At 65.9% G+C, this 17,723-nt stretch carries 13 protein-coding genes and 1 tRNA gene; all 14 read right to left on the bottom strand.

Annotated features, from left to right (window positions below; all coding sequences use genetic code 11):
• Positions 1–51 precede the first annotated feature (51 nt).
• Positions 52–2,367: a sensor histidine kinase gene (locus AC07RV_RS41805; RefSeq protein WP_093353743.1), complete on the bottom strand. Its 2,316-nt coding sequence runs from the start codon at positions 2,365–2,367 to the stop codon at positions 52–54.
• A complete protein-coding gene (locus AC07RV_RS41800; RefSeq protein ID WP_093353741.1) occupies positions 2,364–3,002 on the bottom strand; it encodes a DUF4390 domain-containing protein in 639 nt (212 codons plus the stop codon). Before AC07RV_RS41800 ends, AC07RV_RS41805 begins: the two co-directional genes overlap by 4 nt.
• Entirely contained in the window at positions 2,983–4,308 is a 1,326-nt protein-coding gene (rsmB, locus tag AC07RV_RS41795) for a 16S rRNA (cytosine(967)-C(5))-methyltransferase RsmB (RefSeq protein WP_296788920.1), read from the bottom strand. Before rsmB ends, AC07RV_RS41800 begins: the two co-directional genes overlap by 20 nt.
• Positions 4,309–4,424: 116 nt before the next feature.
• Positions 4,425–5,045: a LemA family protein gene (locus AC07RV_RS41790; RefSeq protein ID WP_296788910.1), complete on the bottom strand. Its 621-nt coding sequence runs from the start codon at positions 5,043–5,045 to the stop codon at positions 4,425–4,427.
• Positions 5,046–5,180: 135 nt separating this feature from the next.
• Entirely contained in the window at positions 5,181–9,410 is a 4,230-nt protein-coding gene (gene rpoC / locus AC07RV_RS41785; protein ID WP_093353736.1) for a DNA-directed RNA polymerase subunit beta', read from the bottom strand.
• A 19-nt stretch (positions 9,411–9,429) separates the two neighbouring features.
• Positions 9,430–13,554 (bottom strand): DNA-directed RNA polymerase subunit beta, encoded by a 4,125-nt coding sequence (gene rpoB / locus AC07RV_RS41780; protein WP_093353734.1) that lies wholly within the window; start codon positions 13,552–13,554, stop codon positions 9,430–9,432.
• A gap of 345 nt (positions 13,555–13,899) precedes the next feature.
• Positions 13,900–14,274: a 50S ribosomal protein L7/L12 gene (gene rplL, locus AC07RV_RS41775; RefSeq protein WP_203204170.1), complete on the bottom strand. Its 375-nt coding sequence runs from the start codon at positions 14,272–14,274 to the stop codon at positions 13,900–13,902.
• Between the two features lie 51 nt (positions 14,275–14,325).
• Positions 14,326–14,859 carry a 50S ribosomal protein L10 gene (gene rplJ, locus AC07RV_RS41770; RefSeq protein WP_093353730.1) on the bottom strand — a complete coding sequence of 178 codons (534 nt, stop codon included), beginning with the start codon at positions 14,857–14,859 and terminating at the stop codon, positions 14,326–14,328.
• Positions 14,860–15,157: 298 nt separating this feature from the next.
• Positions 15,158–15,856, bottom strand: coding sequence for a 50S ribosomal protein L1 (gene rplA, locus AC07RV_RS41765; protein ID WP_093353727.1), 699 nt, complete (start codon positions 15,854–15,856; stop codon positions 15,158–15,160).
• The gene (gene rplK / locus AC07RV_RS41760; protein ID WP_093206996.1) at positions 15,857–16,288 is read right to left on the bottom strand and encodes a 50S ribosomal protein L11; all 432 of its coding nucleotides are present in this window, start codon (positions 16,286–16,288) and stop codon (positions 15,857–15,859) included.
• Between the two features lie 137 nt (positions 16,289–16,425).
• Positions 16,426–17,028, bottom strand: a complete 603-nt coding sequence (gene nusG / locus AC07RV_RS41755; protein WP_064262260.1) for a transcription termination/antitermination protein NusG — start codon at positions 17,026–17,028, stop codon at positions 16,426–16,428.
• A gap of 6 nt (positions 17,029–17,034) precedes the next feature.
• A complete protein-coding gene (gene secE / locus AC07RV_RS41750) occupies positions 17,035–17,418 on the bottom strand; it encodes a preprotein translocase subunit SecE (RefSeq protein WP_296788916.1) in 384 nt (127 codons plus the stop codon).
• A gap of 135 nt (positions 17,419–17,553) precedes the next feature.
• A tRNA-Trp gene (locus AC07RV_RS41745) sits at positions 17,554–17,629 on the bottom strand.
• An 18-nt stretch (positions 17,630–17,647) separates the two neighbouring features.
• On the bottom strand, positions 17,648–17,723 hold a 76-nt coding region (locus AC07RV_RS41740), incomplete at its 5' end, for an EF-Tu C-terminal domain-related protein (RefSeq protein ID WP_492679784.1).

The raw sequence follows: 17,723 nt of genomic DNA, 5'->3' as shown, positions 1-17,723 counted from the left end.
CTGGTGTGTTGGTGCGACGGCCTCTTTCGGTCGCGCCGCGCGGCGGAAGACTTACTTCGAATCTTCGGTGTGAGCGGCCGCTGCCTGCGGCTCGCCTGCCAGCGCGAATGATAGCGAGACTTGCGCCCCGGCTATAGCCCCGTCGACGACGCGGTTGGACAGCTCGATGCGCGCGCCGTGCTCGTCGGCGATCTTCTTGACGACCGCGAGCCCCAAACCTGTACCTTTTGTTTTCGTCGTGACGTAGGGCTCGAACGCGCGCTTGAGAATGTTCTCGGCGAAGCCTGGTCCGCTGTCCTGCACGGTGAGCCGCACGCGCTGTCCCGAATCGCCGAGCCGCGTGCGGATGACGACCTCGCCGCGCCGTCCGGTGGCACCGGCCGCGGCCTCGGCGGCATCCTGCGCGTTCTGCAGCAGGTTGTGGATGACCTGGCGCAGTTGCTGCGCGTCGCCGCGGATCGGTCGGCAGCGCTCGTCGGGTTCGAAGCGCAGCGCGATCGGCATGGTCTCGACGTTGTAGAGATGGAGCACGTCGACCAGCAGCGCATTGAGGTCGACGGGCTTGAGGTCGGCGGCCGGCAGGCGCGCGTAGTCGCGGAATTCGTTGACCAGCCGCTTCATCGCATCGACCTGGTCGACGATGGTCTTCACCGACTTGACCAGCACCGCCTGCTCGGGCGCGGCGACCTTGCCCGAGAGCTTCATCTCGAGCCGTTCGGCCGAGAGCTGGATCGGCGTGAGCGGGTTCTTGATCTCGTGCGCGAGCCGCCGCGCGACCTCGCCCCAGGCCTGCGCGCGCTGCGCCGAGACGATCTCGGAGATGTCGTCGAACACCAGCAGCCGCGCGGCGCCCGGCAGCTCGGCACCGCGCGCCACGATGTTGATGGCGCCCTCCTGCTGCGGCAGGTCGGTGCCGGTGGCGTGCAGCTCGAAGGCATGCTGCCAGTGGTCGAGGCCATGTTGCATGCGCTCGACGAGGAAATCCTCGAACTGCTGCTGCACGGCGGCGCCGAAGTCGGCCAGGCCCGGCACCTCGGTGAGCAACTGGCCTTCGTAGGCCGCGAGCGGCGCGCGCAGCACGCGCGTGGCGCCGGGGTTGGTCGACAGCACGGTGCCGCCGGCATCGAGCACGATCACGCCCGAGGTCAGGTTGTCGAGGATGGTCTGCAGGTTGGCGCGCGCGGCATCGAGCTGGCCCATGGTCTTCTCGACCGCGGTGCGCGCCTCGGCCAGCTGCTGCGTCATGACGGCGAACGAGCGCGTGAGGCCGCCGAGTTCGTCCTTGCCCTGCGACACGGCCGTGGGCCGCAGGTCGCCGGCGGCCACCTGGCGCACGCCGTCGGCCAGCACCAGCAGCGGCCGCGCGAGCTGGTTGCCGAACAGCACCGCGAGCAGCACGGCACCGAACACGGCGAGGAACAGGCTCAGCGTGAGCGTGCCGATGTACATGCGGCGCAGGCCCACGCGCCCGAGCGCGCGCTCCTGGTATTCGCGGTTGGCCTTGTCGACCGCGAGCGCGTTGGCCACCACGTTGGGCGGCAGCGGCCGCGTGACCTGCAGGAAGCGCGGCGCGGCATCGAGGTCGAAGCCCGGGCGCTGCACCATCGCGAGCGCACGCACGGTGGCCGGCGGCAGCAGGATGCCCGGCGGCGGCTCGTCGAGTCCCTCGATGTGGGCGATCGCGCGGTCGGCGCGCACCTGGCGCAGCTGCTGCGGCGTGGGCCGCTCGGGATTGAGCTGGAAACGCGACGCACCCGCGGTGGCGATGAGCTGGCCCGCATTGGTCCACAGCACCACGTCGGTCGCCTCGAGCTGGTCGCGGATGCGTTCGAGCGCGAGGCCCGCGCTGGCATCGGAGACCTGCGCGAGCTGGCCGCCGGCCGCGCGCGTCTTGGCCGCGAGGTCGTCGGACAGCGCATCGAGCGTGGCGCGCCCGAGGTTCAGGCCCGAGTTCAGCGCGCCCTCGACCTTGACGTCGAACCAGCTCTCGATCGAGCGCTCGACGAACTGGTAGGACACGACGTAGACCAGCGCGCCCGGCACCACGCCCACCAGCGCGAAGATGGCGGCGAGCTTGATCAGCAGCCGGCTGCCGAACTTGCCCTGCCGCAACCGGCGCAGCAGCCGGAACGCGACCCAGCCGATCACCAGCACCAGCACCACCGCCACCACGACGTTGATGCCGAACAGGCGCACGTAGTAGCGCTCGTAGAGCTCGCGGTTGTTGGTGGCCTGGGCCAGCAGGAACATCAGCACCAGGCCGATGGCGGTGACCAGCGCGGCGCCGACGCCCACGGCCCAGCGCATCGCGCGCGAGCGGCGCGCGGCGGGCGTGGCCGCGGCACCGCTGCGCGGCTTGGAACTCACCGCTGCTTCTCCACCGCCAGGCGCGCGCTGCGCTCGGCGGAGATGTTCCAGTCGGCCTGGCCGGCCACGCCGATCTGGAACGGCCGCGGCAGCTGCGAGGTGTCGAGCCGGAAGCGGAAGGTGACCTGGTGCAGCGGGTCGTCGCCGATCTCGGCCGGATCGCCCATGCGCAGCCGGCCCACGCGGCGCACGGCCTCGAGCGCATCGGCCAGGCTGTCGAAGTTCTGGTTCAGCGACAGGCTGAAGCTGGCCGAGCCCGACAGCGGCAGCGGCGAGATGTTGAGCCGCCAGCGGCGGGTCAGCGGCTGGTAGGCCAGCCGCATGTGGCGCGTGGCCTGCGCGACCTTGCGGTCGGTCCAGTACCAGCGCTCCTGGAACATCTCGGCTTCGGCCACGAAGTAGATCGCGATGCCCTTGTCGAGCACGTCCTCGACCAGCGCGGGCAGCTCGAACTGCACGGCGGCATTGAGGTAGACGGCATCGTCGGATTGCTCGAGCCGCATCTGGGTGACGGCGGCGGCATTGCGCGTCTGGGCCAGCACGGGCGGCGCCAGCACCGTGACGAGCAGCACGACCACCAGCGCCAGCAGCACCAGCCACCGGGGCTTGCGCGGTTCAACCCGGGTGCTTTTCAAGCAGGGCGTAGAAAAAGCCGTCGTGGTCACCCAGGGGATTGTCCTGGACGGCACGGGCATTCGCCCCGCTTTGAGGCAGCAAATGCCCCGGCGATGGCCGCAATCGGGCGTCGGTGTTGTGTGCAAGAAACGCATCGATCTGTTGCGAACCCTCTTCCCGAAACACCGAACAGGTGCAGTAAAGCAGCCGTCCGCCGGGCCGGACCAGGGGCCAGAGCGCCGCCAGCAGCGCGGCCTGCTGCAGGGCGAGCTGGGCGGTATCGCTCTCGCGGCGCAGCCAGCGCACGTCCGGATGGCGGCGCACGATGCCCGAGGCGGTGCACGGGGCATCGAGCAGGATGGCGTCGAAAGGCTGGCCGTCCCACCAGTCGGCGGGCCGTCCCGCGTCGGCCACCACCACCTTGGCCTGCAGGTCCAGGCGGGCCAGGGTCTCGTCGATGCGGCGGCTGCGCACGGCATCGACCTCGAGCGCGGTCAGTTCGAGCGCATCGGGGCCCGCGAGTTCGAGCAGGTGGGCGGTCTTGCCGCCGGGCGCGGCGCAGGCATCGAGCACGCGCAGCCGCCGGCCGGTCGGCGCCGCGAGCCCGTCGAGCAACAGCGGCGCAGCGAGCTGGGCCGCGGCGTCCTGCACCGAGCAGGCGCCGTCGGCGAAACCGGGCAACTGCTGCACCGGCCGCGCGCGCGCGAGCTGCAATCCGCTGGCCGCGACCGGCGTGGCCGGCATGTCGAGTGCCGCAAGTTCGTTGCGGTAAGGGCCGGCGGCCGTCTTGCGCAGGTTCACGCGCAAGGTCATCGGCGCCTGGGCGTTGTCGGCCTGCAGCACGCGCTGCCAGTCGCGCGGATGGTCGCGCTTGAGCTTCTCGATCCACCAGCGCGGATGGTTCCAGTGCGCCACCGGTTCGGCATCGGTCGCGGCCACGAGTTCGTCGCGCTCGCGCAGGAAGCGCCGCAGGCAGGCATTGATGAAACTGGCCTGCGCGCGCGTGGCCGGGTTGCGCTTGGCGGCTTCCACGGTCTGGTCGACCAGCGTGAAGGGCTCGTAGGGCGACTGCCCCGCGTCCCAGGCCAGCGCGAGCGCGGTGCACAGCAGCGCATCGGGCAGCGGCGGCGGCGTGCGCTTGGCGAGGTGGCGGCGCAGGGCTTCGGCGCGGCCCAGCCAGCGCAGCACCTGGAAGCCCAGGGCCTGGACGCCGGGGCGCAGCGCCGGTTCGACGGCCTCGAAGGCGACCGAGCCCGAGGTGCCGGCGCGGATCGACGCCAGCGCCCCTGCGGTCAATTGCAGTTGGCGCCAGAGCGGCGGTTGCAGCGGCGAAGCGCCGCCGTGCGAGGGGTCAGAAGGAAGAGCAGGCAATGCGGGCGATGTTAAAGGGCCCGGATGTCCGCCACCCAGGCAATGTCATGAACGAAATCGGCGGCCGAAGTTCAGTGCAGCGGCGCCGCAGGCCTCAAACGCACGGCCCATGCCACCAGCAGCGCCGGGAACTGGGCGAGCGCCGCGTTGTAGCTGGCGACCGCGAGGTTGAACTGGGTGCGCGCGATCTCGGCGGCGGCCGAGGGTTCGGGCCAGGCCATCGGCTCGGCCGCGATCGCGCCGGTGGCCGTCACGGGCACCAGCGCGTTCGCCGTCGAAGCCTGGCCCGCGGGACGCGACAGCGTGCCGTCGGGATGGAAGGAGGTCACCGCATCCGGATGCCGGCGCTGCCAGGCGGTCAGCAGCACCTGCAGCGCGGTCGCGAGCGCCGACATGCTGCCGGCCTCGAGCGGGCGCTGCCGGGTCGCGCCGAGCAGGGTGGCCATCTGCGTGGTCGCGGCCTGCAGCGAAGAGGCGCCCGCCGCGGGATCGGTCGACTCCTCGGCGGCCGACGGCGCGCTCAGGCTGGTCTGCACGAACTCGAGCTGGCGCGTCAGCGCGGCGTCCAGCGTGGCATAGGCCTGCAGCACCGCGGCCCGCAGGCGCACCAGCCGGTTGTAAGCGCCGACAAACCAGAACAGCAGCACGGCCACGACGATCCAGCCGGCCAGCGAATCGGGCAACACGCTCATCGATGGCACTCCAGGAAAAGCTCAGAAGGAAGACGCAAGGACGCGCGGAAAACCGCGGCCCCCCATGAAAAACGCCTCCCGACCGTCAAGCCGGGAGGCGTTCACGACCGGTCACGGCCGGGCGATGCTAACCAGTTATTCGGTCGCGGCGCCTTCGCTGGCGTCGACCGTGCTGGTGGCATCGCTGGACGAACCGGCGAGCTCGGCGGCTTCGGACTCGGCGATGGCGCGGCGCTCGGCCTCGTCCATCTCGTCCTTGGCCTTGCGTGCCAGGTGGTACGCCATGCCGGTGCCCGCGGGGATCAGGCGGCCGACGATGACGTTTTCCTTCAGGCCGCGCAGCTCGTCGCGCTTGCCCATGATCGCGGCTTCGGTCAGCACGCGCGTCGTTTCCTGGAACGAAGCGGCGGAGATGAACGAGTCGGTCGACAGCGACGCCTTCGTGATACCGAGCAGCAGGTTGGTGAACGTCGCGGGGATCTTGCCTTCGGCGCGCAGGGCGTCGTTGGTGTTGAGCATTTCGCTGCGTTCGACCTGTTCGCCCGAGATGTAGCTGGTGTCGCCGACGTTGTCGACCACGACGCGGCGCAGCATCTGGCGAACGATCACCTCGATGTGCTTGTCGTTGATCTTCACGCCCTGCAGGCGGTACACGTCCTGCACCTCGTCCACGATGTAGCGCGCGAGTTCTTCCGAACCCAGCAGGCGCAGGATGTCCTGCGGATCCGCCGGACCGTCGACCACGCTTTCGCCCTTGTTCACCACCTGGCCTTCGTGCACCAGGATGTTCTTTTCCTTCGGCACGAGTTCTTCCCAGACCTTGCCTTCCGGGTCGGTGATCTGCAGGCGGATCTTGCCCTTCGTTTCCTTGCCGAACGACACGGTGCCGGTCATCTCGGCCAGCATGCCCTTGTCCTTCGGCGAACGGGCTTCGAACAGCTCGGCCACGCGCGGCAGACCGCCGGTGATGTCGCGGGTCTTCTGGCCTTCGACCGGAATACGCGCCAGCACTTCGCCGGGGCCCACGTCCTGGCCGTCACGCACCTGGATCAGCGCGCCGATCGGGAAGCCGATCGTCACCGAGTGGTCGGTGCCGGGGATCTTCACCTCGGCGCCCGAGGCGTCGATCAGCTTGACCTGCGGACGCACGACCTTGGCAGCGCCGCGGCGCTTCGGGTCGATCACGACCAGGGTCGACAGACCGGTCACTTCGTCCACCTGCTTGGCGACCGTGAGGCCTTCCTCGACGTTCTCGAACTGGGTCTTGCCGGCGAATTCCGTGATGATCGGGCGCGTCAGCGGGTCCCAGTTGGCGAGCACGTGGCCGGCCTTGATCTGCTGGTCGGCCTTGACCGTCAGCGTCGCGCCGTACGGCACCTTGTGGCGTTCGCGCTCGCGGCCGTGCTCGTCATGGATGACGATCTCGCCCGAACGTGCGATCACCACCAGCTCGTTCTTGCTGTTGGTCACGTAGCGCATCGTGGCGTTGAAGCCGATCACGCCGTTGGACTTGGCCTCGACGCTCGAAGCGACAGCCGCGCGCGAAGCCGCACCACCGATGTGGAAGGTACGCATCGTGAGCTGCGTGCCCGGTTCGCCGATCGACTGCGCCGCGATCACGCCGACCGCTTCGCCGTTGTTCACCAGGCCGCCGCGGCCGAGGTCGCGGCCGTAGCACTTGGCGCAGATGCCGAAGCGCGTGGCGCAGGTCAGCGCGGTGCGGACCTTGACTTCGTCCACGCCGTCGGCTTCGATGGCGTCGATCGTGTCTTCGTCGAGCATGTCGCCGGCCTTGACCAGCACGGCACGCGTCTCGGGGTGCAGCACGTCTTCGGCCACGCTGCGGCCAAGGATACGGTCGCGCAGCGATTCGATGACTTCACCGCCCTCCACGATCGCGCGCATCAGCGCGCCGTCGTGCGTACCGCAGTCCTGCTCGATCACCACCAGATCCTGCGTCACGTCGACCAGACGGCGGGTCAGGTAACCCGAGTTCGCCGTCTTCAGCGCCGTGTCGGCCAGACCCTTACGGGCACCGTGGGTGGAGATGAAGTACTCCAGCACGTTCAGGCCTTCGCGGAAGTTCGCGGTGATGGGCGTCTCGATGATCGAGCCGTCGGGCTTGGCCATCAGGCCACGCATGCCGGCCACCTGGCGAATCTGGGCCGCGGAACCGCGGGCACCCGAGTCGGCCATCATGTAGATCGAGTTGAAGGACTCCTGCTCGACTTCCTTGCCGTGGCGGTCGATGACCTTCTGCTTCGACAGCTTGGCCATCATGACCTTCGACACTTCGTCGCCGGCCTTGCCCCAGATGTCCACCACCTTGTTGTAGCGCTCGCCGGAGGTCACGAGACCGGAGACGTACTGCTGTTCGATCTCCTTCACTTCCTTGGCCGAGCGGTCGATGATGCCGTGCTTCTCGGCCGGCACCAGCATGTCGTCGATGGCGATCGAGATGCCGGCCTTGGTCGCGAGACGGAAACCGTTCTGCAGCAGCTTGTCGGCGAAGACCACGGTCTCCTTCAGGCCGCACTTGCGGAAGCTCACGTTGATGAGCTTGGAGATTTCCTTCTTCTTCAGCGCCTTGTTGATGTTCGAGAACGGCAGGCCCTTCGGCAGGATCTCGGACAGCAGGGCGCGGCCCACGGTGGTGTCCACGAGCGAGGTCGACGGCTCGAATTCGCCGCTTTCCTTGTTCTTGGTGTACTCCGTGATGCGCACGGCGACCTTGGCGGTCAGCTCGACCACGTTGGCGTCGAGCGCGCGCTGCACTTCACCGATGTCCGAGAAGATCAGGCCTTCGCCCTTGCCGTTGATGCGGTCGCGGGTCGTGTAGTACAGACCCAGCACCACGTCCTGCGAGGGAACGATCGACGGTTCGCCCGACGCCGGGAACAGCACGTTGTTGGAGGCCAGCATCAGCGTGCGGGCTTCCATCTGCGCTTCCACCGACAGCGGCACGTGGACGGCCATCTGGTCGCCGTCGAAGTCGGCGTTGAAGGCCGCGCACACCAGCGGGTGCAGCTGGATCGCCTTGCCTTCGATCAGGATAGGCTCGAAGGCCTGGATGCCCAGACGGTGCAGCGTAGGCGCACGGTTCAGCATCACCGGGTGTTCCTTGATGACCTCTTCCAGGATGTCCCAGACCACCGGCGTGCCCGATTCGACTTCCTTCTTGGCAGCCTTGATCGTGGTCGCGATGCCCATGGCTTCGAGGCGCGAGAAGATGAAGGGCTTGAACAGCTCGAGCGCCATCAGCTTCGGCAGGCCGCACTGGTGCAGCTTGAGCGTCGGACCCACCACGATGACCGAACGGCCCGAGTAGTCGACGCGCTTGCCCAGCAGGTTCTGGCGGAAGCGACCGCTCTTGCCCTTGATCATGTCGGCCAGCGACTTGAGCGCGCGCTTGTTGGCGCCCGTCATGGCCTTGCCACGGCGGCCGTTGTCCAGCAGCGAGTCGACGGCTTCCTGCAGCATCCGCTTTTCGTTGCGCGCGATGATTTCCGGGGCCTTGAGCTCCAGCAGGCGACGCAGACGCGAGTTGCGGTTGATGACGCGGCGGTACAGGTCATTCAGGTCGGAGGTCGCGAAGCGGCCGCCGTCCAGCGGCACCAGCGGACGCAGGTCCGGCGGCAGCACGGGCAGCACGTCGAGCACCATCCAGTTGGGCTTGATGCCCGACTTGCGGAAGGCCTCGAGCACCTTCAGGCGCTTGGAGTTCTTCTTGACCTTGACTTCGGAACCGGTCAGGTCGCCGCGCAGCTTCTCGATCTCGCTGTCGAGCTCGATGCCTTCCAGCAGGTCCTTGATGCCTTCGGCGCCCATCTTGGCGATGAACTCGTCACCGTATTCCTTGCGCTTCGTGTCGTAGTCGTCCTCGGACATGATGCTGAACTTCTTCAGCGGGGTCATGCCGGGGTCGGTCACCACGTAGGCTTCGAAGTACAGCACGCGTTCGATGTCGCGCAGCGTCATGTCGAGCACGAGGCCCAGGCGCGACGGCAGCGACTTTAGGAACCAGATGTGCGCGCAGGGAGCGGCCAGGTCGATGTGACCCATGCGCTCGCGGCGGACCTTGGTCTGCGTGACTTCGACGCCGCACTTCTCGCAGATCACACCGCGATGCTTGAGGCGCTTGTACTTGCCGCACAGGCACTCGTAGTCCTTGATCGGGCCGAAGATCTTGGCGCAGAACAGGCCGTCGCGTTCGGGCTTGAACGTGCGGTAGTTGATCGTCTCGGGCTTCTTCACCTCGCCGAAAGACCACGAGCGGATCTTTTCGGGCGAAGCCATGCCGATCTTGATGGCATCGAAATGCTCATCCGGGGTGAACTGCTTGAACAGGTCGAGTAGCGATTTCATAAGACTCTATCCCCTTCGTTTACGAACGCTCGAGCTCGATGTCGAGACCCAGCGAACGGATTTCCTTGACCAGCACGTTGAACGATTCCGGCATGCCGGCTTCGATCGAATGCTCGCCCTTGACGATGCTTTCGTAGACCTTGGTACGGCCCTGCACGTCGTCGGACTTCACGGTCAGCATTTCCTGCAGGACGTAGGCAGCGCCGTACGCTTCGAGCGCCCACACTTCCATTTCCCCGAAACGCTGGCCGCCGAATTGCGCCTTGCCGCCCAGCGGCTGCTGCGTGACCAGCGAGTACGGGCCGGTCGAGCGGGCGTGCATCTTGTCGTCCACCAGGTGATGCAGCTTCAGGAAGTGCATGTAGCCGACGGTGACGGGACGCTCGAACTGGTCGCCGGTGCGGCCGTCGAACAGGTAGGCCTGCGTGCGCGTCTCGGTCAGGCCCTTGGCCTTCGCGATGTCGTCCGGGTAGGCCAGCTTCAGCATGCCGCGGATTTCCTCTTCCGAGGCGCCGTCGAACACGGGCGTCGCGAAGGTAGCGCCGTTTTGCAGGTTCGATGCCATCTCGAGCACTTCGCCGTCGCTCAGCGAGGCGATGTTCTCTTCGCGGCCCGAGCCGTTGTACAGCTGCTCCATGAACTTGCGCAGCTCGGCCGCCTTGGCCTCCTGCTGCAGCAGGTCGCCGATGCGCTGGCCGATGCCCTTGCCGGCCCAGCCCAGATGCACCTCGAGCACCTGCCCCACGTTCATCCGCGAGGGCACGCCCAGCGGGTTCAGGCAGATGTCGCACGGCGTGCCGTCGGCCATGTGCGGCATGTCTTCGATCGGAACGATCTTCGACACCACGCCCTTGTTGCCGTGGCGGCCGGCCATCTTGTCGCCGGGTTGCAGGCGGCGCTTGACGGCCAGGTAGACCTTGACCATCTTGAGCACGCCCGCGGGCAGCTCGTCGCCCTGCGTGAGCTTCTTGCGCTTTTCTTCGAACGCGAGGTCGAAGCTGTGGCGCGTCTGCTCGAGCGAGTTCTTGATCGATTCCAGCTGCGAGGCCACTTCCTCGTCGGCCGGACGGATGTCGAACCAGTGGAACTTCTCGACCGACGACAGGTAGGCCTTGTCGAGCTTGGTGCCCTTGGCGAGCTTGTTCGGGCCGCCGTTGGCGGCCTTGCCGATCAGCAGCTTCTCGATCCGGTCGAACGCGTCGGCCTCGACGATGCGAAGCTGGTCGTTCAGGTCGAGGCGGAAGCGCTTGAGCTCGTCGTCGATGATCTGCTGGGCGCGCTTGTCGCGCTGGATGCCTTCGCGGGTGAACACCTGCACGTCGATCACGGTGCCTTGCGAGCCCTGGTCCACGCGCAGCGAGGTGTCCTTCACGTCCGAAGCCTTCTCGCCGAAGATGGCGCGCAGCAGCTTCTCTTCCGGCGTCAGCGTGGTCTCGCCCTTCGGCGTGACCTTGCCCACCAGCGTGTCGCCGGGCATGACTTCGGCACCCACGTAGATGATGCCGGACTCGTCGAGGCGGTTGAGCTGCTGTTCGGCCAGGTTCGGGATGTCGCGCGTGATTTCCTCGGCACCGAGCTTGGTGTCGCGGGCCATCACCACCAGTTCCTCGATGTGGATCGAGGTGTAGCGGTCGTCGGCCACGATGCGTTCGGAGATCAGGATCGAGTCTTCGAAGTTGTAGCCGTTCCAGGGCATGAACGCGATCAGCATGTTCTGGCCCAGGGCCAGTTCGCCGAGGTCGGTCGATGCACCGTCGGCCACCACGTCGCCCTTGGCGATCTTGTCGCCGCGCTTGACGATCGGACGCTGGTGGATGTTGGTGTTCTGGTTCGAACGCTGATACTTGATCAGGTTGTAGATGTCCACGCCGACTTCGCCGGCCGCGGCCTCGTCGTCGTTCACGCGCACCACGACACGGGTCGCGTCGACGTAGTCGACGATACCGCCGCGGGTGGCCGTGACCACGGTGCCGGAGTCGACCGCGGAGACGCGCTCGATGCCGGTGCCGACCATCGGCTTCTCGGGACGCAGCACGGGCACGGCCTGACGCTGCATGTTGGCGCCCATCAGCGCGCGGTTCGCGTCGTCGTGCTCGAGGAACGGAACCAGCGAGGCGGCCACCGACACGATCTGTGCGGGCGACACGTCCATGTACTGGATGCGCTCGGCACCGACCAGGATCGATTCGCCGGCTTCACGCGCCGAGACCAGGTCGCCGGTCAGCACGCCGTCCTTGTCCAGGGCCGCGTTGGCCTGGGCGATGACGTACTTGCCTTCCTCGATGGCCGACAGGTAGTCGATCTCGTTCGTGACCTTGCTGTCGACCACGCGACGGTACGGCGTTTCGATGAAGCCGTATTCGTTCAGGCGGGCGTACAGGGCCAGCGAGTTGATCAGGCCGATGTTCGGGCCTTCGGGCGTTTCGATCGGGCACACGCGGCCGTAGTGGGTCACATGCACGTCGCGCACTTCGAAGCCGGCACGTTCGCGCGTCAGACCGCCCGGGCCAAGGGCCGACACGCGGCGCTTGTGGGTGATTTCGGACAGCGGGTTCGTCTGGTCCATGAACTGCGACAGCTGCGAGGCGCCGAAGAATTCCTTCAGCGCGGCCGAGATCGGCTTGCTGTTGATCAGGTCGTGCGGCATCAGCGGCTCTTGCTCCGCCTGACCCAGACGTTCCTTCACGGCCTTCTCGATACGGGCCAGGCCGGTGCGGTACTGGTTCTCGGCCAGTTCGCCGACGCAACGCACGCGGCGGTTGCCGAGGTGGTCGATGTCGTCGACTTCGCCGTTGCCGTTGCGCAGGTCGACGAGGATCTTGACGACGGCCAGGATGTCCTCGTTGGTCAGCACCATCGGGCCGGTCGACTCGTCGCGGCCGACCTTGGCGTTGAACTTCATGCGGCCGACGCGCGACAGGTCGTACGTGTCCGGGTTGTAGAACAGGCGCTGGAACAGGGCCTGCACCGCGTCTTCCGTCGGCGGCTCGCCGGGGCGCATCATGCGGTAGATCGCCACGCGCGCGGCGAACTCGTCCACCGTTTCGTCGATGCGCAGGGTCTGCGAGATGTACGCGCCCTGGTCGAGTTCGTTGGTGTAGATGACCTGGATGTCCTGCACGCCGGCGCCGCGCAGCTTCTTCAGCAGCGCTTCGGTCAGCTCGTCGTTGGCCTTGGACAGGATCTCGCCCGAATCGGCATCGACGATGTTGCGTGCGATCACGCGGCCGATCAGGAAGTCTTCCGGCACGCTGATGTGCGTGGTGCCGCCCTGCTCGAGTTCGCGCGTGTGGCGCGCGGTGACCCGCTTGTCCTTGGCGACCACGACCTTGCCCGACTTGTCGGTGATGTCGAAGCGCGCGACTTCGCCACGCAGGCGCTCGGAGACGAACTCCATCTGCGCGCCGCTGTCCATCAGGCGGAAGTTGTCGTTGACGAAGAAGTTCGCGAGGATCGATTCCGGGTTCAGGCCGATGGCCTTCAGCAGGATCGTGACCGGCATCTTGCGGCGACGGTCGACGCGGAAGTACAGCATGTCCTTCGGGTCGAACTCGAAGTCGAGCCACGAACCGCGGTAGGGAATCACGCGGGCCGAGAACAGCAGCTTGCCCGAGCTGTGCGTCTTGCCCTTGTCGTGTTCGAAGAACACGCCCGGCGAACGGTGCAGCTGCGAAACGATCACGCGTTCCGTGCCGTTGATGATGAACGAGCCCTTCTCGGTCATGAGCGGCACTTCGCCCATGTAGACCTCTTGCTCCTTCACTTCCTTGACCACCTTCGACTGCGAGGTCGACGATTCGCGGTCATAGATGATGAGCTGGACCTTGGCGCGCACCGCCGAGGCGAAGGTCAGACCGCGGGTCTGGCACTCGCGCACATCGAACGCCGGCTTCGCCAGGTTGTACTCGAGGAACTTCATCTCGACGAAACCGTTGTGCGAGACGATCGGGAAGGCGGCGTCGAACGCGGCCTGCAGGCCTTCGACGGTACGTTTTTGCGGAGCGATGCCCGCTTGCAGGAACGCCGTGTAGGCGTCCTTCTGCATCTGCAGCAGGTAGGGAATTTCGACGACGCTGTCGCGGCTGCCGAAACTTTTTCGGATGCGCTTGCGTTCGGTGTAACTGTACGCGGACGATTGGGCCATGAGAGCTCCGGTGCTTGAGATCTTCAGCGACTTGTCAGCAATGCCGGGACGAACGGCACCACTGCTTGGCGGCTGGCCACTACCAGCCGTTGGCGGACAGCGATGCGTTGCACATCGCCCGAACCAAGGGGTCTTCTGCAGTCGGGGTCAGAAGACACTCAAAAAACGTCTTGATTTGGCATTTCCCTCGACCTCTTGGTCTCCGGGAAAGCCTCGGTGAGGCTTTTCCGGAGTCCTTCGGGCCTCCGGGAAAGCCGGCATCAAGCCGACTTTTGAGTGCGCTCTGAAAGCGGCAAAGGCTGGAGGGCCTTTTTCAGGCACCTCCAGCCCTCGAGGGGGTCTGAATTACTTCAGTTCCACCTTGGCGCCGGCTTCTTCCAGCTTCTTCTTGGCAGCGTCGGCGTCAGCCTTCGACAGGCCTTCCTTGACGGCCTTGGGAGCGGCTTCCACCAGGTCCTTGGCTTCCTTGAGGCCCAGGCCGGTGATTTCGCGCACGGCCTTGATGACCGACACCTTGTTCGCGCCGACATCGGCCAGCACGACGTTGAATTCGGTCTTTTCTTCGACCACGGCAGCGGCTGCGCCACCACCTTGGGCCGGAGCCGACATTGCAGCGGCGCTCACGCCGAACTTCTCTTCGATGGCCTTGACCAGGTCGTTGAGCTCGAGGACCGTCATGCTGTCCAGCGCGGTCAGAAATGCGTCTTTATCGAATGCCATTTTGGTTTCCTAACAATTGGGTTGAATTTTTCAAACGCAAGGCTTGGGCTATCAAGCCGCCTGCGCTTCTGCCGGTGCATCGGCGGGTGCAGCTTCGCCACCACCGCGCTTCTCGGCCAGCGCCGCGAGCACGCGGGCGGTACGAGAGATCGGCGATTGCATCAAGCCCAGCAGTTGCGCCAGCAGCACTTCCTTGGAAGGGATGTTGGCCAGTTGCTTCACGCCGTCGACGTCCAGGGCCTTGCCACCGAATGCGCCACCGCGAATCACCAGCTTGTCGTTGGTTTTCGCGAAATCGGCCACCACCTTCGCGGCGGCCACAGCGTCTTCGGAGAAGCCATAGATCAGCGGACCGGTCATCTGGTCGCCGACGATCTCAAACGAGCTGCCAGCCACAGCACGGCGGGCCAGGGTGTTCTTCAGAACACTCAGGCTCACACCCTTGCTGCGAGCTTCGGCGCGCAGTTTGGTCATATCGGCCACCGTGATGCCACGGTATTCCGCCATCACGAGCGTTTGAGCTTTTGCGGCGAGGCTGGTCACTTCATTGATGACCGCTTCTTTCTCACTGCGATTCAGACTCAAGGTCTACTCCTTTTCAATGCGGTCTTCGGTTGTTTCATGAACCTCGGACCGCGCCTCATGCAGCGACCAACTGTTTCGGAACCCATTCGTCAGAAAACTCGAATTCCTTGCAGCGGGATCGCCATCTGCGCTGGCTGCCCGGCGGGGGCCGGGTGATTAAGTGCAGGCGACCTGCACACCAGCGGTCTTGGATGGCCCGCGGCAACCGAAGCCGCCGCGACCCACCACATTCGCCCTGTTCCGAATCCTTGCGGAGCCGGAGCCGGGCCAATCTACATTTGCCTTCGCTTCCGCCCGATCAGGCAGCGGCGATGGTCTGCGTGTCCACGCGGACACCCACGCCCATCGTCGACGACACGGCGACCTTGCGCAGGTAGATACCCTTGCTCGAGGCCGGCTTGGCCTTGACCAGGGCATCGATCAGCGCGGCGAGGTTGCCTTGCAGCTTGTCGGTGTCGAACGAACGACGGCCGATCGTGCCGTGCACGATGCCGGCCTTGTCGACGCGGAACTGAACCTGGCCAGCCTTGGCGTTCTTCACGGCGGTCGCGACGTCGGGCGTCACGGTGCCGACCTTCGGGTTCGGCATCAGGCCGCGCGGGCCGAGGATCTGGCCGAGCGTACCGACCACGCGCATGGCGTCGGGTGCGGCGATCACGATGTCGAAGGGCATGTCGCCCGCCTTGACCATGGCAGCCAGGTCGTCCATGCCGACGATGTCGGCGCCGGCGGCCTTGGCTTCTTCAGCCTTGGCGCCTTGGGCGAACACGGCCACGCGCTTGGTCTTGCCGGTGCCATTGGGCAGCACGACGGCGCCACGCACGACCTGGTCCGACTTCTTCGCGTCGATGCCGAGCTGCACGGCCACGTCGATCGATTCGTCGAACTTGGCGGTGGCGGCTTCCTTGACGATGGTGATCGCGTCAGTCAGCGGGTACAGCTTGGTGCTGTCGACCTTGCCTTCGAGCGACTTCTGCTTCTTGGTGATCTTGGCCATTTACACGCCCTCCACATTCACGCCCATGGAACGGGCCGTACCAGCGATGGTGCGAACTGCTGCGTCCATGTCGGCAGCGGTCAGGTCCTTCATCTTGGTCTTTGCGATCTCTTCGAGCTGGGCGCGCGTGATCTTGCCGACCTTGTCGGTGTGCGGGCGCGCGGAGCCCTTCTCGAGCTTGATGGCCTTCTTGATCAGGACGCCAGCGGGCGGCGACTTGATGATGAAGGTGAAGCTCTTGTCGGCGAAGGCGGTGATGACCACCGGCAGCGCCAGACCCGGCTCGTAGCTCTGCGTCTGGGCGTTGAACGCCTTGCAGAATTCCATGATGTTCAGACCGCGCTGACCGAGTGCGGGACCGATCGGCGGGGACGGGTTGGCCTTACCAGCTGGCACTTGCAGCTTGATGAAGCCGACGATTTTTTTCGCCATGCTTTACTCCTTGCGGGTGATATCGCCGAGGCCTGCGGCCTGGGCTCCCCGGGGTGAACGACTCTTCGATCAAGGCCGCGCGCCGAGTCGGATAGCGCGCTGCCGGAATGGGGCCCGATCCGAAGACCGGGCGGGCGTCAGGTCTTCTCGACCTGACTGAATTCGAGTTCCACCGGGGTGGCGCGGCCGAAAATCATGACCGAGACGCGCACCTTGCTCTTCTCGTAGTTGACTTCCTCGACCGAGCCGTTGAAGTCGGTGAACGGACCTTCCTTGACGCGCACGAGTTCGCCCACGGTGAACTCGACCTTGTGGCGCGGCTTCTCGGTGCCCTGCTGCATCTGGCTGACGATGTCCTCGACCTCTTTCTGCGAGATCGGAGCCGGACGGTTCTTGGCGCCGCCCACGAAGCCCGTCACCTTGTTGGTGTGCTTCACCAGGTGCCAGCTCTCGTCGTCCATGATCATTTCGACCAGCACGTAGCCCGGGAAGAAGCGGCGCTCGGTGGTGCGCTTCTGGCCGTTCTTGATCTCGACCACTTCCTCGGTCGGGACCAGGATGCGGCCGAACTTGTCCTGCATGCCGGCGCGGTTGATGCGCTCGGTGATGTTCCGCTCGACGGCCTTCTCCATGCCCGAATAGGCATGCACCACATACCAACGCAGATCGGGATTGGCAGCAGGCGCAAGGACGGAGGCGTTTTCCTCCGGCGGCGTGGTTTCAACAGCGTCGTCGGTCATTGGTTCTTACTTTTTCCAGCCCAGAATGAGGTCAAAAAACACCCATTCGAGCGTTTTGTCGGTGAGCCAGAGGAAGACGGACATGATCGCCACGAAGGCGAACACATAAGCCGTCATCTGCATCGCTTCCTTGCGGGTCGGCCAGACGACCTTCTTGACCTCGCGCCACGAATCGCGGCCGAAAGCCCAGAGCTGGCGGCCGTTCTCGGAACTGCCGAAGGTCGCCACGGCGGCGGCCAGGCCCACGAGCAGCGCGGCCCACTGAACCAGCGAGCCTTGGCGCGACAGCAGATAGAACGCCACGATGGCGCCCAATGCCAGCAGTGCTGCCACGGCCAGCTTGGCCTTGTCGGCACCGGTGCTCACGGTTTCGATTTGAGAAGTGGCCATGTTCGGCTGATTTCCTGCGGCCTTTCGGCCTCAATTCATGCCGCCGTTTTGAGACGGCGAAGCCCGTCGGGTCTCGACGGGCTTTTTTGCCTTCCCGCCGGAGTCCGGCGGGTCGTTTTCGGAGGCCACCCTAGGTGGCAGGGGCAGTAGGAATCGAACCTACAACCTTCGGTTTTGGAGACCGACGCTCTGCCAATTGAGCTATACCCCTCCGGTACTCTTGCCCGACTTAGATGTCGAGGATCTTGGCCACGACGCCCGAACCCACGGTACGGCCGCCTTCGCGGATGGCGAAGCGCAGGCCT

The sequence above is a fragment of the Variovorax sp. GW821-FHT09B01 genome (genome assembly GCF_059418345.1).
The sequence above is the reverse complement of the archived record's forward strand: the minus strand, read 5'-3'. Positions and strand labels throughout refer to the sequence as shown.

Excerpts from the sequence above, each read along its gene's own strand:
- AC07RV_RS41790 (WP_296788910.1), bottom strand. The coding sequence starts at position 5,045 with ATGAGCGTGTTGCCCGATTCGCTGGCCGGCTGGATCGTCGTGGCCGTG.
- rpoC (WP_093353736.1), bottom strand. The coding sequence starts at position 9,410 with ATGAAATCGCTACTCGACCTGTTCAAGCAGTTCACCCCGGATGAGCAT.
- rpoB (WP_093353734.1), bottom strand. The coding sequence starts at position 13,554 with ATGGCCCAATCGTCCGCGTACAGTTACACCGAACGCAAGCGCATCCGA.
- rplL (WP_203204170.1), bottom strand. The coding sequence starts at position 14,274 with ATGGCATTCGATAAAGACGCATTTCTGACCGCGCTGGACAGCATGACG.
- rplA (WP_093353727.1), bottom strand. The coding sequence starts at position 15,856 with ATGGCCAAGATCACCAAGAAGCAGAAGTCGCTCGAAGGCAAGGTCGAC.
- rplK (WP_093206996.1), bottom strand. The coding sequence starts at position 16,288 with ATGGCGAAAAAAATCGTCGGCTTCATCAAGCTGCAAGTGCCAGCTGGT.
- nusG (WP_064262260.1), bottom strand. The coding sequence starts at position 17,028 with ATGACCGACGACGCTGTTGAAACCACGCCGCCGGAGGAAAACGCCTCC.
- secE (WP_296788916.1), bottom strand. The coding sequence starts at position 17,418 with ATGGCCACTTCTCAAATCGAAACCGTGAGCACCGGTGCCGACAAGGCC.